1 protein-coding gene is annotated in these 16,908 nt (G+C 74.0%); it reads right to left on the bottom strand.

From position 1 onward, the window contains the following. Window position 1: 1 nt before the first annotated feature. The gene (locus TNCT6_RS03985; RefSeq protein ID WP_141356603.1) at window positions 2–16,888 is read right to left on the bottom strand and encodes a type I polyketide synthase; all 16,887 of its coding nucleotides are present in this window, start codon (window positions 16,886–16,888) and stop codon (window positions 2–4) included. Window positions 16,889–16,908 lie beyond the last annotated feature (20 nt).

Genomic DNA, 16,908 nt, shown 5'->3' on the forward strand with positions numbered 1-16,908 from the left:
GTCAGGAGTTCGACGACCGGCCGAGTTCGTTGTCGATGAAGGCGAAGATCTCCTCGGTGCTCGCCGCCTCGATCCGTTCGCCGACGGCCGGCCCGTCCCCGTCCGGGCCGGTGCCGTCCCAGGCGGCCAGCAGCCGCTGGAGCCGGCCGGCGACCCCGCGGCGGGTGGCCTCGTCCATGCCGTCGGCGGACAGTTCCGCCTCCAGCCGGTCGAGCGTCGCCAGCGGAGAAGCGGCGGTGCCGCTCCGGTCCCCGCCCGCCAGGGAGCCGGCCAGGTGCCGGGCGACGGCGGTGGGCGTCGGGTGGTCGAAGACGAGCGTGGACGACAGCCGCACGCCGGTGGCCGCGGAGAGCCGGGTACGCAGTTCGACCGCCATCAGCGAGTCGAAGCCCAGCCGGCTGAAGTCCCGGTCGGCGGGGACCGCGTCGGCACCGGAGTGACCGAGCACCCCGGCGGTCTCCTGGCGGACCAGGCCGACGAGGGTCTCGTGCCGCTGCTCGGCGCCGAGACCGGCCAGCCGGCGGGCGAGCCCGTCGGCACCGGCCGTGGCCGCCGCGCGGCGCCGGGCGCGGACCAGGGAGCGCAGCACCGCGGGGACGTCGCCGGCCTCGGGGGCGGCGGCGGACCGGGAGACCCGGATCGCCACGGCGAGTGCCTCGTCCTGGCCGTTCGCCGCGTCGAACAGGGCGAGGCCCTGGCGTTCGGTGAGCGGCGGCATCCCGGAGCGTTCCATGCGCTCGATGTCGGCGTCGGTGAGCGTGCCGGTCATGCCGGCGCCCTGGCCCCACGGTCCCCAGGCCAGCGACAGGGCGGGCAGGCCCTGGGCCGCGCGGTGCGCGGCGAGCGCGTCGAGGAACGTGTTGGCGGCGGCGTAGTTGCCCTGTCCGGGGCCTCCGGTGACGCCGGCCACGGAGGAGTACAGGACGAATCCGGCGAGCGGCAGGGCCCGGGTCGCCTCGTGCAGATGCCAGGCGGCGTCCGCCTTGGGCCGCAGCACGGTGTCGAGCCGGTCGGCGGTGAGGGTGCCGATCGTGGCGTCGTCGAGGACGCCCGCCGTGTGCACGACCGCGGTCAGCGGGTGCTCGGGCGGCAGCCCGGCGAGCAGCGCGTCGACGGCGGACCGGTCGGAGACGTCGCAGGCCCGCACGGTGACCTCGGCGCCCAGCGCGGAGAGTTCCTCGCTCAGGGCGGTGGCGCCGGGTGCGTCGGGTCCGCGGCGGCCGGCCAGCAGCAGGTGCTTGATGCCGTGGCCGGTGACGAGGTGGCGGGCGAGTACGGCGCCGAGGCCGCCGGTGCCGCCGGTGATCAGTACGGTGCCGTCGCGGTCCCAGGCACGGACCTGGTCGGCGGCCGGGGCGGGCGTGGACTCGGCGCGGGTGAGGCGGGCGACGGTGAGCGCGCCGCCCCGGACGGCGGCCTGGGTCTCGCCCGCGTCGAACAGGGCGGGCAGCGAGGCCAGGACGGCGGCGTCGGTCGTGTAGGCGCCGTCGGCCGGGTCGAGGTCCAGGAGCAGGAAACTGCCCGGGTTCTCGGACTGGGCGGAGCGGACCAGTCCCCAGACGGCCGCCGCCGCCAGGTCGGTCACGTCCTCCTGGCCGGCCGCGACGGCGCCGCGGGTGACGATCGCGAGGCGGGAGTCCGCGGTGCGGGTGTCGGAGGTCCAGCGGCGCAGCAGGTCGAGCACCGGCACGGTGGCGGCGCGGACCGCGGCGGGCAGGTCGTCCCCGGCGGCGGGGTCGCCCTCGACCGGCAGGAGCGTCAGCGACGGCAGGGGTGCCCCGCTGTCCAGCAGTTCGGTGAGCGAGTGCGCGCGGGTGACGAGGACGCCGTCCGCCGCGGTGAGCGCGGTGTCCAGTCCGGGCAGCGCGTCGCCGAGCACAGCCCACGGTCCGCGGTCGCCGGAGCGCGAAGCCGGGGCGGGCGCGACCCAGTCCAGGGTGAGCAGCGCGGCGTCGTCCGCGGCGGGGGCGTCGGTGCCGGGTTCGGCGGCGGTGGCGCCCAGGGTGAGCGAGGGCACCGAGAGCACGGGGCCGCCCTGCGGGTCGGTCGCCTCCAGCGCCCAGGTGTCGTCGCCGGTGGCGGTGAGCCGCACCCGCAGCAGGACCGGGTGCGCGGCGTGCAGGACGAGCCCGTCCCAGGCGACGGCGTCGAGGGTGTCGTCGCCGTCTCCGTCGAGGAGGACGGCGGCCCGGACCGCGGTGTCCAGGAGCGCCGGGTGCAGGGCGAACGCCTGCTCGGCCGGGCTCTGTTCGGTGATCTCGACCTCGGCGAAGACGTCCCCGCCGCGCCGCCAGGCGGCGCGCAGCACGGCCGCGTTGGTGGGTTCGGGCAGGTCGTCGACCGGGGTGGCGTCCGCGGGCGGCCATGCGCTGTCGGCGGTGGCGGGGGCGGCGGGCGCGTCGGTGAGCGTCGCGGTGGCCCGCTCGACCCACGGGGCGTCGTCGCCGTCGGCGCGGGTGTGCACGGTGAGGGTGCGCCGGCCGGTCCCGTCGGGGGCGCCCACCAGGACCTGGAGGCGCTGGGGGCGGTTCCCGGTGAACGTCAGGGGCGCGCCGACGGTGAGGTTCTCGACGGTGGTGCGGTCGCAGGCCTCGGCGGCGTGCAGCGCGAGTTCGGCGAGGACCGCGGTGGGCAGGGTGATGGTGCCGTCGTCCGCGCGGCCGGTGAGCCAGGGCTGTGCGGCGGCCGACAGGCGTCCGCTGAGCAGCGTCTCGTCCGCGCCCGCGACTGCCGTGGCGGCGGTGAGCAGCGGGTGCCCTCCGGCGTCCAGGCCCAGTCCGCCCACGTCGCCGGGAGCGGCGGTGGTGTCGGGCCAGAAGCGGGTGCCCTGGAAGGCGTACGTGGGCAGCGGCACCCGGCGGGCGCCGGTGTCGGCGAAGAGGGCGCTCCAGTCGGCGTCCAGGCCGGCGGTGTGCAGGCGGGCCAGGGCGGTGAGGACGGACACGGTCTCGTCGCGGTCCTTGCGCAGCGCCGGCACGACGACCGCGTCGGTGTCGGACAGGGAGGCGGCGGCGAGCGCGGAGAGCACTCCGTCGGGACCGACCTCCAGGAAGGCGGTGACACCCCGGCCGGCGAGCGCGCGGACGCCGTCGGCGAACCGCACGGCCTCACGGACATGACGCACCCAGTAGTCGGCCCGGGTGTGCGTGCCCGCGGAGGCGACCTCGCCCGTCAGGTTGGACACGACCGGGATCCGCGGCTCGTCGTACGAGAGCGTCTCCGCGACCGCCCGGAACTCCTCCAGCATCGGGTCCATCAGCGACGAGTGGAACGCGTGGCTGACGCGCAGGCGGGTGGTGCGGCGGCCGTCCGACTCCAGGAGGGCGACGAGCTGGTCGACGCCGTCCTCGGGGCCGGAGACGACGACGGAGGTGGGGCCGTTGACGGCGGCGACGGCGACGCCGTCGTCGAGCAGCGGCAGCACCTCGTCCTCGGTGGCCTCGACGGCGGCCATGGCGCCGCCCTCGGGCAGCGCGTCCATGAGCCGGGCGCGCGCGGCGACCAGTCGGCAGGCGTCCTCCAGCGAGAACACCCCCGCGACATGCGCGGCCGTGATCTCACCGACCGAGTGACCGGCGACGAAGTCAGGGGTGACACCCCAGGACTCCACCAGGCGGAACAGGGCGACCTCGACCGCGAACAGCGCGGGCTGGGTGCAGCGGGTGCGGTTGAGCTGTTCCGGGTCGTCGCCCCACATGATCTCCCGCAGGGAGAAGCCGAGTTCGGCCTGGAGCAGGTCCAGCACGGTGTCCAGGGCCTCGGCGAACACCGGGAAGCTGGCGTGCAGTTCACGGCCCATGCCGAGGCGCTGGGCGCCCTGGCCGGAGAACAGGAACGCAGGTGTACGTGCGGCGCCGGCCTCGGCGCGTGCGGCCTCGGTGACGCCGTCGGGGCCCGCCAGCAGGACGGCCCGGTGCTCGAAGGAGGACCGGCTCGTCACGAGGGACAGGCCGATGTCGGCGCGGGAGGCCTCCGGATGTGCGGCGGCATGGGCGCGCAGCCGCTCCAGTTGGGCGTCGAGCGCCTGCTCGGAGCGGGCCGAGACGACCCACGGGGTGACGGCGGGGGTCGCGGTGTCCTCGGCGGGGCGCTCGTCCGCGGCGGGCTCGGGGGCGTCTTCGAGGATGACGTGGGCGTTGGTGCCGCTGATGCCGAACGACGACACACCGGCCCGGCGGACCCGGCCCGTCTCCGGCCACGCGGTCTCCTCGGTGAGCAGCCGGACGGCGCCGAGGGACCAGTCGACGTGCGAGGACGGCTCGGTGACGTGCAGGGTGCGCGGGAGCGTGCCGTTGCTCATCGCCATGACCATCTTGACGAGTCCGGCGGCACCGGCCGCGGACTGGGTGTGGCCGATGTTGGACTTCACCGAGCCGAGCAGCAGCGGCTGCTGCGGGTCGCGGTCGGAGCCGTAGGTGGCGAGCAGCGCCTGCGCCTCGATCGGGTCGCCGAGCGGGGTGCCGGTGCCGTGCGCCTCGACCGCGTCGACGTCGCCGGGCCGCAGGCCCGCGTTGGCCAGCGCCTGCCGGATCACCCGCTGCTGGGATGGGCCGTTGGGCGCGGTCAGGCCGTTGGAGGCGCCGTCCTGGTTGACGGCGGTCCCGCGCACGACGGCGAGCACCCGGTGTCCGGCGCGGCGGGCGTCGGAGAGGCGCTCAAGGACGAGCACCGCCGCGCCCTCGGACCAGCCGGTGCCGTCGGCGGAGTCGGAGAACGCCTTGCAGCGACCGTCCTGGGCAAGGCCGCCCATCTTGGAGAATCCGGCGAAGTTGGCGGGGGTGGTCATGACGGTGACACCGCCGGCCAGGGCCATGGTGCACTCCCCCGCCCGCAGTGCCTGGGCGGCGAGGTGCAGGGAGACCAGCGACGAGGAGCAGGCGGTGTCGACGGAGAGGGCGGGGCCCTCCAGGCCGAGCGTGTAGGCGAGGCGTCCGGAGACGACGCTGACGGCGAGGCCGGTGGTGGCGTGGCTGGCGATGTCGTCGCGGGAGCGCATGACCAGACCGGAGTAGTCCTGACCGCTGACGCCCATGAAGACACCGGTACGGGATCCGCGCAGGGCGGTCGGGTCCAGTCCGGCGCGCTCCACGGCTTCCCAGGTGACTTCGAGCAGGATGCGCTGCTGCGGGTCCATGGCCAGGGCCTCGCGCGGCGCGATGCCGAAGAAGTCGGCGTCGAAGTCGGCGATGTCGCTCAGGAATCCGCCCTGCCCGGACAGGTCGCCCAGCTCGCCGCCGATCGTCGACGACTCCCACTGACGGTCCGCGGGGAAGCCGGTGATGGCGTCGGTGCCGGAGGCCACGAGGTCCCACAGTTCCTCGGGCGATCCGACACCGCCCGGGAAGCGGCAGCCCATGCCGACGATGACCACGGGGTCGTCGTCGGACGCGGCGGCAGCGGTCCGATGGGCGGTGAAGGCCTCCGCGGCGTCGGCGCCGAGCAGTTCGTCCAGGAGGTACTCGGCGAGCTGCTGGGGCGTCGGGTAGTCGAAGACGAGCGTGGCGGTCAGGGTGAGGCCGGAGGCCTTGCCGAGGCGGTTGCGCAGCTCGATCGCGGTGAGCGAGTCGAAGCCGAGGCCGCGGAACTCGCGGCGGGCGTCCACGGCGTCGGCGGATCCGTGCCCGAGGACGGTGGCGGCCTCGGCACGCACCAGGTCGACCAGGAACGGCAGGCGCTGCTCCTCGGGCAGAACGGCGAGACGTTCGGCGAGTCCGGCGCGGGCGACCGCGGCGGTGCCGGCCCGGGCCCGGCGCCCACCGGTACGGACCAGCCCGCGCAGGATCGCGGGGACGCTCATGCCGGGGGGCAGCGAGCCGCCACCGCCCAGGCCCAGCGGCACGACGAGCGGTTCGTCGGCGAGGGTGGCGGCGTCGTACAGGGCCAGGCCCCGCTCGACGGACAGCAGCGGCATGCCGCTGTTGTCGTTGATGCGGCGCATGTCCTCGTCGCTCAGTCCGCTCGTCATGCCGCTGCCCTGCTCCCAGGCGTTCCAGGCGAGCGAGGTGGCGGGCAGGCCGAGGGCCTGGCGGTGGGCGGCGAGGGCGTCCAGGAAGGTGTTGCCCGCCGCGTAGTTGGCCTGCCCCGGGCTGCCGAAGACGCCGGAGGTCGAGGAGTACAGGACGAAGGCGGCCAGGTCGAGATCACGGGTGAGGTCGTGCAGGTGCCAGGCGGCGTCGACCTTCGGCCGCAGCACGGTGTGGAGGCGGTCGGGGGTGAGGGAGGCGAGGATGCCGTCGTCGAGGACACCCGCCGTGTGCACGACCGCGGCGAGGGGGTGCTCGGCCGGGACGGAGGCGAGCAGCGCGGCGAGAGCGTCACGGTCGGCGACGTCACAGGCGGCGACCCTGGCCTCGGCACCCAGGTCGGTCAGCGCCTCGACGAGGTCGGCGGCACCGGGGGCGTCGGGCCCGCGGCGGCTTGTCAGCAGCAGGTGCCTGACACCGTGCTCGGCGACCAGGTGGCGGGCCAGTTCGGAGGCGAGACCACCGGTGCCACCGGTGACCAGGACGGTGCCCTCGGGGTCCAGGGGCCGGGGCATGGTCAGCACGATCTTGCCGATGTGCTTGGCCATGCTCATGAAGCGGAAGGCCTCACGAGAGCGACGGACGTCCCAGGCACGGACCGGCAGCGGGGACAGTACGTCCTGCTCGAAGAGGCCGACCAGGTCGAGCAGCATCCGCTGGATGTGGTCGGAGTCGACCATGCCCAGGTCGAAGAACCGGTAGGTGATGCCGTCCGAGGCGGAGTCGGCGTCCCGGATATCGGTCTTGCCCATCTCCAGGAACCGGCCGCCCCTGCCGAGCAGCCGCATCGACGCGTCGACGAACTCGCCGGCCAGGGCGTTCAGGACGACATCGAGGCCCTTGTCCCCCGCGACCTCGGCGAACGCCGCCTCGAAGTCGAGGGTGCGCGAGGAGGCGATGTGGTCGTCGGCGACCCCGAGGGAGCGCAGCACATCCCACTTGCCCTCGCCGGCCGTCGCGAAGACCTCCGCACCGAGGTGACGGGCGATCTGGATCGCCGCCATACCGACACCACCGGCACCGGCGTGGATCAGGACCTTCTCGCCCGCCTTCAGCCCGGCGAGATCCTTCAGCGCGTAGTAGGCGGTGAGGAACACCAGTGGCACGGACGACGCGGTCTCCCAGGACCAGTCGTCGGGAACGCGGGTCAGCAGTCGCTCATCGGCAGCGCCCGACGGACCGAACCCGCCGAACACCATGCCCATGACCCGGTCGCCGGGGACCAGTTCGGTGACGTCCGGACCGACCTCGGTCACGACACCGGCGGCTTCGGAGCCGAACAGTCCCGCCTCACCGGGGTACATGCCGAGAGCGTTGAGCACGTCGCGGAAGTTGAGGCCCGCGGCACGGATCCCGATGCGCACCTGCCGGCCGACCAGCGGCTCCAGGGCCTCCGGATGCGGCAGCAGGGCGAGACCGTCGAGGCTGCCCTTGACGCGGCTGCCCAACCGCCACGGCGTCCCGGCCGGCGGAACGAGAGAGGAACCGGACTCCAGCCGGGCGAGCCGACCGACACGAACGGTGCCCTCACGGACCTGCGCCTGCGGCTCCTCCGCGTCGAACAGCCCCGCCAGCAGCGGCAGTCGGGCCATGGACTCAGCCGTGTCATCGACATCGGCCAGCAGCAGCCGGCCCGGATTCTCGGACTGGGCGGAACGCACCAGGCCCCACACGGGGGCAGCGGCCAGATCGAGCGGGCCGCGCTCGCCGTCAGCGACGGCGTTCCGGGTGACCACGACGAGCCGGGAGGAGGCGAAAGCGGACTCGGCCAGCCACTCCTGCACCAGAGCCAGCACCTGACGGGCCAACTGGTGTGCGTCTTCCGGTCGTTGGTCGCGGCCGCCACGGACCGTCACCGCGACCATGTCGGGTACGGCCGCGCTGCGGGCGGCCAGTTCCTCAAGCGTGGCAGCCGGGGCATGCACGCCCGCGACCGCCTCGGAGTCCGCGGCGAGCACAGCCGTCAGACCGAAGGGGTCATCACCGAGCACGGCCCAGGTGGCAGGAGCGGCAGGGGCGGCGACCGTACGGGGAGTCCAGTCGATGCGGAGCAGGGAGTTGGCGTCGTCACGGCGCGGCTCGGCACCGGCTTCCGGGCCCGCGGCACGCAGCGTCAACGACGCCACGGAGACGACGGGTTGGCCTCCCGGGTCGACCGCCGCGATCTGCACCGCGTCCTCACCGCACGAGGCGATCCGCACCCGCAAGGTGCTCGCCCCGTCCGCGTGCAGGGACACGCCCTCCCAGGCGAACGGCAGCAGACTGCGGTCGTCGCCCTCGGCGGACAGGAAGACCGTGCTGTGCAGGGCGGCGTCGAAGAGCGCCGGGTGCAGGCCGAAAGCACCGGCCTCCTCGACCGATTCGGGCAGGGCGACCTCGGCGTAGACCGTGTCGTCCTGGCGCCAGACGGCACGCAGTCCACGGAAGACCGGACCGTACTCCAAACCGTCGGCGGCATAGCGCTCGAACATGCCGTCGATGTCGATCGCCTCGGCGTCGCGTGGCGGCCACACGGTGGTGTCGAAGCCGATGACCTGCTCACCTGACCCGACGCGGCCGGTGGCGTGCTGGGTCCACTCCGCGTCGAAGTCCTCACCGGGCCGGGTGAAGAACCGCAGCTCGCGCGAGCCGTCCTCGTCGGCGGCGCCGACGGAGATCTGCACCTGCACGGCACCCGTGGCGGGGAGCACCAGCGGCGCGGCGATCATCAACTCTTCGACCCGGTCGCAGCCGGCCTGGTCGGCGGCACGGACGGCCAGTTCCAGGAAGCCGGTACCGGGGAAGAAGATCAGGCCGCCGACGACGTGGTCGGCCAGCCACGGGTGGGTGGCGGCCGACAGGGAGCCGGTCAGCAGGAGTTCGCCGGAACCGGCCACCGACATGGCGGCGCCGAGCAGCGGGTGGTCGGCCGAGGCCAGACCGAGACCGGAGGCGTCCAGGGCGGCAGGGGCCGCCTTGGGCCAGTAACGCTCGTGCTGGAAGGCGTAGGTGGGCAGATCCGCGATGCGGGCGCCGGTGCCGGACAGGGGGGCCGACCAATCGACGTCGACACCGGCGACATGCAGCCGGGCAACGCCGCTGAGGACGGACACGGTCTCGTCGCGGTCCTTGCGCAGCGCCGGCACGACGACCGCGTCGGTGTCGGACAGGGAGGCGGCGGCGAGCGCGGAGAGCACTCCGTCGGGACCGACCTCCAGGAAGGCGGTGACACCCCGGCCGGCGAGCGCGCGGACGCCGTCGGCGAACCGCACGGCCTCACGGACATGACGCACCCAGTAGTCCGGGTCGGTCAACTGCCCGTCCGCGGCTACGGCGCCGGTGAGGTGGGAGACGACCGGGATCCGCGGCTCGTCGTACGAGAGCGTCTCCGCGACCGCCCGGAACTCCTCCAGCATCGGGTCCATCAGCGGCGAATGGAAGGCGTGGCTCACCCGCAGGCGGCTCGTACGGCGACCCCGCGCCGCAAGCTGCTCCGCGACCGCGAGAGTGGCCTCCTCCGCACCGGAGACCACCACGGAGGTCGGACCGTTGACCGCCGCCACGGCGACACCCTCGGTGAGCAGCGGCAGCACCTCGTCCTCGTCCGCCTCCACGGCCACCATGGCACCGCCACGCGGCAGCGCCTGCATCAGACCGGCACGCGCCGCCACCAGCCGGCAGGCGTCCTCCAGCGAGAACACCCCCGCGACATGCGCGGCCGCGATCTCACCGACCGAGTGACCGGCGACGAAGTCCGGGGTGACACCCCAGGACTCCACCAGGCGGAACAGGGCGACCTCGACCGCGAACAGCGCGGGCTGGGTGAACGCGGTGGCGTTCAGGGCGGTTTCGTCGGTGCCCCACATCACGTCGCGGACGGATGCACCCTTCCCGGTCTCCAGGAGAGTGGCGACGGAGTCGAACGCTTCGGCGAACACCGGGAAGCGGGCGTGCAGTTCACGGCCCATGCCGAGGCGCTGGGCACCCTGCCCGGAGAACAGGAAGGCGGTACGGCGCGGTTCGGCGACGCCACGGGCGACCTCGGTGAGGGCGCCGTCGGCGGCGAGCAGGACCGCCCGGTGCTCGAAGCTGGAGCGGCCGGTGGCCAGGGTGTACGCGGTGTCGAGCGCGGGCAGCGCGTCGGCGGACTCCCGCAGCCGCTCCACCTGGGCGTCGAGCGCGGCCTCGGACTTCGCCGAGACGGGCCAGGCGAGCGCGCCGGGCACCGGACGGTCGGCAGGCGGCACGGGCACCGGCTCATCGGGAGCGCCCTCAAGAATGACGTGGGCGTTGGTGCCGCTGATGCCGAACGACGACACACCGGCCCGACGCGCCCGGCCCGTCTCCGGCCACGCGGTCTCCTCGGTGAGCAGCCGCACGGCACCCAGAGACCAGTCGACGTGCGAGGACGGCTCGGTGACGTGCAGGGTGCGCGGGAGCTTGCCCTTGCGCAGCGCCATGACCAGCTTGACGAGTCCGGCGGCACCGGCCGCGGCCTGGGTGTGGCCGATGTTGGACTTCACCGAACCGAGCAGCAACGGCTGCTGCGGGTCGCGGTCGGAGCCGTAGGTGGCGAGCAGCGCCTGCGCCTCGATCGGGTCGCCGAGCGGGGTGCCGGTGCCATGGGCCTCGACCGCGTCGACATCACTCGTGTTCAGGCCCGCGTTGGCCAGCGCCTGCCGGATCACCCGCTGCTGGGAAGGGCCGTTGGGCGCGGTCAGGCCGTTGGAGGCGCCGTCCTGGTTGACGGCGGAGCCACGCACGACGGCGAGCACCCGGTGTCCGGCGCGGCGGGCGTCGGAGAGGCGCTCAAGGACGAGCACCGCCGCGCCCTCGGACCAGCCGGTGCCGTCGGCGGAGTCGGAGAACGCCTTGCAGCGACCGTCCTGGGCAAGGCCGCCCATCCGGGAGAACCCGGCGAAGTTGGCCGGGGTGGTCATCACGGTGACACCACCGACCAGCGCCATGCCGCACTCTCCCGACCGCAGCGCCTGCGCGGCGAGATGCAGGGACACCAGCGACGAGGAGCAGGCCGTGTCGACGGACAGGGCGGGGCCTTCGAGGCCCAGTGCGTAGGAGAGGCGACCGGAGACGACGCTGACCGCGAGACCGGCGGTGGCGTGGCCCGCGACGTCGTCGCGGGACCCCATGACCAGACTGGAGTAGTCCTGGCCGTTGACGCCCATGAAGACACCGGTGCGGCTGCCGCGCAGCGTGGCCGGGTCGACACCGGCGCGCTCGATGGCCTCCCAGGTGACTTCGAGCAGGATGCGCTGCTGCGGGTCCATGGCGAGGGCCTCGCGCGGCGAGATCCCGAAGAACCCGGCGTCGAAGCCGGCGATGTCGCTGAGGAAACCGCCCTTTGCCGACACACCGCCGGCCTCACCGCTGACGAGCCTCGACGACTCCCACTCACGGTCGGCGGGGAAGCCGGTGATGGCGTCGGTGCCGGACCCGAGGAGGTTCCACAGGTCCTCGGGCGTCTGGACACCGCCCGGGAAGCGGCAGCCCATCCCGACGATGACGACAGGATCGTCCGTCACGTCGGCGGCGCTTTCCGGGGCGGCGAAGACCTCGACGGCATCGGCGCCCAGCAGTTCGTCCAGGAGATGGTCGGCAAGCCGCTCGGGCGTCGGGTAGTCGAAGACGAGCGTGGCAGGCAGAGTGAGACCGGTTGCCTTGCCGAGGCGGTTGCGCAGCTCGATCGCGGTGAGCGAGTCGAAGCCGAGCCCCCGGAACTCGCGGCGCGCGTCCACGGCGTCGGCGGAACCGTGGCCCAGAACCGCGGCTGCCTCGGCACGCACCAGGTCGACGACGAACGGCCGACGCTGCTCCTCGGGCAGAACGGCGAGACGCTCGGCGAGTCCGGCGCGGGCGACCGCAGCGGTGGCCGCCCGGGCCCGGCGACCGCCGGTACGGACCAGCCCGCGCAGGATCGCGGGGACGCCGGCACCGGCGGGCACCGGGCCGCCACCGCCCAGACCGAGCGGCACCACGAGCGGCTCACCGGCGAGCATGGCGGCGTCGTACAGGGCCAGACCCCGCTCGACGGACAGCAGCGGCATCCCGCCGGCGTCACTGATCCGGCGGGCGTCCTGGCCACTCAACTGACCGGTCATGCCGACGCCTTGCTCCCAGGCACCCCAGGCGAGCGAGGTGGCGGGCAGGCCGAGGGCCTGACGGTGGGCGGCGAGGGCGTCCAGGAAGGTGTTGCCCGCCGCGTAGTTGGCCTGCCCGGGGCTGCCCATGACACCGGAGGTCGAGGAGTACAGGACGAAGGCGGCCAGGTCGAGATCACGGGTGAGGTCGTGCAGATGCCAGGCGGCGTCGACCTTCGGCCGCAGCACGGTGTCCAGGCGGTCGGGGGTGAGGGAGGCGACGATGCCGTCGTCGAGGACACCCGCCGTGTGCACCACCGCGGTCAGCGGGTGCTCGGCCGGGACGGAGGCGAGCAGCACGGCGAGAGCGTCACGATCGGCGACATCACACGCGGCGACCCTGGCCTCGGCACCCAGGCCGGCCAGCGCCTGGACGAGGTCTGAGGCACCGGGGGCGTCAAGTCCGCGACGGCTGGTCAGCAGCAGGTGCTTGACGCCGTGCTCGGCGACCAGGTGGCGGGCCAGTTCGGAGGCGAGACCACCGGTGCCACCGGTGACCAGCACGGTACCCTCGGGCTCCAGGGGCCGAGCGAGAGAGCCACCGGTCTCCAGCCGGGCGAGCCGACCGACACGGACCGTGCCCTCACGGACGACGGCCTGCGGCTCCTCCGCGTCGAACAGCCCTGCCAGCAGCGGCAGTCGGGACAGCGAGTCAGCCGTGTCATCGACATCGGCCAGCAGCAGCCGGCCCGGGTTCTCGGACTGGGCGGAGCGCACCAGACCCCACACGGGGGCAGCGGCCAGATCGAGCGGACCGCGCTCGCCGTCGGCGACAGCGCTGTGGGTCACCAGAACCAGCCGGGAGGAGGCAAAGGCAGGCTCGGCCAGCCACCCCTGCACCAGAGCAAGCACCTCACGGACCAACTCGTGTGCGGCTTCGGGCCGTTGATCGACGTCGCCACGAACCGTCACCGCGACCATGTCGGGTACGGCCCCGCTCCGGGCAGCCAACTCCCCAAGCGTCGCAGCCGGAGCATGCACGCCCGCGACCGCCTCGGAGTCCGCGGCGAGCACAGCCGTCAGACCGAAGGGGTCATCACCGAGCACGGCCCAGGTGGCGGGAGCGGCCGGGGCGGCGACCGTGCGCGGGGTCCAGTCGATGCGGAACAGCGAGTTGGCGTCATCGCGGCGCGGCTGGGCACCGGCTTCCGCGTCCGCGGCACGCAGCGTCAACGACTCCACGGAGACGACCGGCTGACCCGCCGGGTCGACCGCCGCGATCTGCACCGCGTCGTCACCGCACGAGGCGATCCGCACCCGCAGGGTGCTCGCCCCGTCCGCGTGCAGGGACACGCCCTCCCAGGCGAACGGCAGCAGACCGCTGTCGTCGGACAGGAAGACGGTGCCGTGCAGGGCAGCGTGCAGAAGCGCCGGGTGCAGACCGAAGGCACCGGCGTCCTCGACCGATTCGGCCAGCTCGGCCTCGACGTAGACCGTGTCGTCCTGGCGCCAGACGCCCCTCAGCCCGCCGAAGACCGAACCGTAGTCCAAGCCGTTGGCGGCCAAGCGGTCGAACAGCCCCTCGATGTCGACGGCCTCCGCGTCACGCGGCGGCCACACGGTGGTGTCGAAGCCGATGACGTGCTCGCCGGAGCCGACGCGGCCGGTGGCGTGCTGGGTCCACTCCGCGTCCTGGTCCTCACCGGGCCGGGTGAAGAAGCGCAGCTCGCGGTGGCCGTTCTCGTCGGCGGCGCCGACGGAGATCTGCATCTGCACGGCGCCCGTGGTGGGCAGCACGAGCGGTGTGGCGATGGTCAGTTCCTCGACCCGGTCGCAACCGGCCTGGTCGGCTGCGCGGACGGCCAACTCCAGGAAGCCGGTGCCGGGGAAGAAGACCGTGCCGCCGACGCGGTGGTCGGCGAGCCACGGGTGGGTGGCGAGCGACAGGGTGCCGGTCAGCAGGAGTTCGTCGGAACCGGCCACCGACATGGCGGCGCCGAGCAGCGGGTGGTCGGCCGAGGCCAGACCGAGACCGGAGGCGTCGACGGCAGTCGCGGTCGCCTTGGGCCAGTAGCGCTCGTGCTGGAAGGCGTAGGTGGGCAGTTCGGCGGTGCGGGCGCCGGTGCCGTCGTGGAACGCCGTCCAGTCGACGGTGACGCCGGCCGTGTGCAGCCGGGCCAGCGCGGTGACGGCGCTGTGCTCCTCGGGGCGGCCCTTGCGCAGGAACGGGATGGTGACGGCGGTGGCGGACTGCTGGGCCAGGGCGGCGAGCACGCCGTCGGGGCCGAGTTCGAGCAGGACGTCGGCGCCGGCCTCGGCGAGCGTGCGGACGCCGTCGGCGAACCGCACGGCCTCGCGGACATGACGCACCCAGTAGTCCGGGTCGGTCAACTGCCCGTCCGCGGCTACGGCGCCGGTGAGGTGGGAGACGACCGGGATCCGCGGCTCGTCGTACGAGAGCGTCTCCGCGACCGCCCGGAACTCCTCCAGCATCGGGTCCATCAGCGGCGAATGGAAGGCGTGGCTCACCCGCAGGCGGCTCGTACGGCGACCCCGCGCCGCAAGCTGCTCCGCGACCGCGAGAGTGGCCTCCTCCGCACCGGAGACCACCACGGAGGTCGGACCGTTGACCGCCGCCACGGCGACACCCTCGGTGAGCAGCGGCAGCACCTCGTCCTCGTCCGCCTCCACGGCCACCATGGCACCGCCACGCGGCAGCGCCTGCATCAGACCGGCACGCGCCGCCACCAGCCGGCAGGCGTCCTCCAGCGAGAACACCCCCGCGACGTGGGCGGCCGCGATCTCACCGACCGAGTGGCCGGCGACGAAGTCGGGGGTGACGCCCCAGGACTCCACCAGGCGGTAGAGGGCGACCTCGATGGCGAAGAGGGCGGGCTGGGTGAAGCCCGTCTCGTTCAGCGGGGCTTCCTCGTCGCCCCAGATGATGTCGGCGAGTCCGGCGCCGAGTTCCTCGTCGAGCAGGTCCAGGGCGCGGTCCAGTGCTTCGGCGAACACCGGGAAGCGGGCGTGGAGTTCACGGCCCATGCCGAGGCGCTGGGCGCCCTGCCCGGAGAACAGGAAGGCGCTGCGGGTACGGCCGAGGGCCTGCCCCTCGTGGGCGTCCGGGGCGGGGTCCCCCGCCAGCCAGGAGGTGAGCGCGTCGCGGCCGGTGGTGCCGTCCGCGTCGGTGACGACGGCGAGCCGGTGCTCCAGGGCCGCGCGGGTGGTGGCCAGCGAGTACGCGGTGTCCAGTGCGCCGGGGGCGCCGGGGGTGTCCAGGTGGTCGAGGAGGGCGGCGGCCTGCTCGCGCAGGGCGGCGGCGGAGCGTGCCGAGAGCACCCAGGGCAGGACGCCGGCGGTGCGGGGCGCGGCCGGTGCCTCTTCCGGCTGGGCGGCGGGGGTGTCGGGCGCCTGCTCGACGATGACGTGCGCGTTGGTGCCGCTGACGCCGAAGGAGGAGACGCCGGAGCGGCGGGGGCGGTCGGGCGCGGTGGGCCAGGGGCGGTTCTCGGTGAGCAGCTCGACCTTGCCCGCCGTCCAGTCGACGTGGGTGGAGGGCCGGTCGACGTGCAGGGTCTTCGGCAGCACCCCGTTGCGCATCGCCATGACCATCTTCATGATCCCGGCGACGCCGGACGCGGCCTGGGTGTGGCCCATGTTCGACTTGATCGAGCCGAGCAGCAGGGGCTGTTCACGGTTCTGGCCGTAGGTGGCGAGGATGCTCTGGGCCTCGATGGGGTCGCCGAGCGGGGTGCCGGTGCCGTGCGCCTCGACCACGTCGACGTCGCCGGTGTTCAGGCCCGCGTTGGAGAGGGCCTGCGTGATGACGCGCTGCTGGGAGGGGCCGTTGGGGGCCGTGAAGCCGTTGGAGGCGCCGTCCTGGTTGACGGCGGAGCCGCGGATGACGGCGAGCACGGGGTGGCCGTTGCGCTGGGCGTCGGACAGACGCTCCAGGACGAGCACGGCCGCGCCCTCCGACCAGCCGGTGCCGTCGGCGGAGTCGGCGAACGCCTTGCACCGGCCGTCGCGGGCGAGACCGCCCTGGCGGCTGAACTCGACCAGGGAGCCCGGCGTCGACATCACGTTGACGCCGCCGGCCAGCGCCAGGGTGCACTCGCCGTTGCGCAGGGACTGCACGGCGAGGTGCAGCGCGACCAGCGAGGAGGAGCAGGCGGTGTCGACGGTGATCGCCGGCCCCTCCAGGCCGAAGGTGTACGACAGCCGGCCGGAGACGGCGCTGGCGGCGATGCCGGTGCCGACGTCGCCGGTGGCGTCGTCGAGGGACCGCACCAGCAGGTAGGCGTAGTCCTGCCCGTTGGTGCCGATGAACGTGCCGGTGCGGGTGCCGCGCAACCCGGTGGCGTCGATGCGGGCGCGCTCGATCGCCTCCCAGGACGTCTCCAGGAGCAGCCGCTGCTGCGGGTCCATGGTGACGGCCTCGCGCGGCGAGATCCCGAAGAAGCCGGGATCGAAGCCGGCGATGGAGTCCAGGAACCCGCCGCGCTGGCTGACGGAGGTGTCCCGGTCGTCGGTGCCGCTCGTGCGCAGCGCCTCCAGGTCCCAGCCGCGGTCGTCCGGGAATCCGGAGATCACGTCGGTGCCGTCGGCGACCATCTCCCACAGGGCCTGCGGGGAGTCGACGCCGCCGGGGAAGCGGCAGCCCATGCCGACCACGGCGATCGGCTCCCGGGCCGCGGCCACGATCGTGCGGTTGCGGCGTCGCAGCCGCTCGGTCTCCTTGACCGCGGCGCGCAGTGCCTCGACTACGTTCTCAGCGGGGGCGTTCATCTCTGCTCCATCACTTCGCG

It is taken from the genome of Streptomyces sp. 6-11-2 (assembly GCF_006540305.1).
GTDB lineage: Bacteria > Actinomycetota > Actinomycetes > Streptomycetales > Streptomycetaceae > Streptomyces.

Bases quoted from the DNA above. Each gene is read 5' to 3' on its own strand.
- TNCT6_RS03985 (WP_141356603.1), bottom strand. From the start codon at position 16,888: ATGAACGCCCCCGCTGAGAACGTAGTCGAGGCACTGCGCGCCGCGGTC.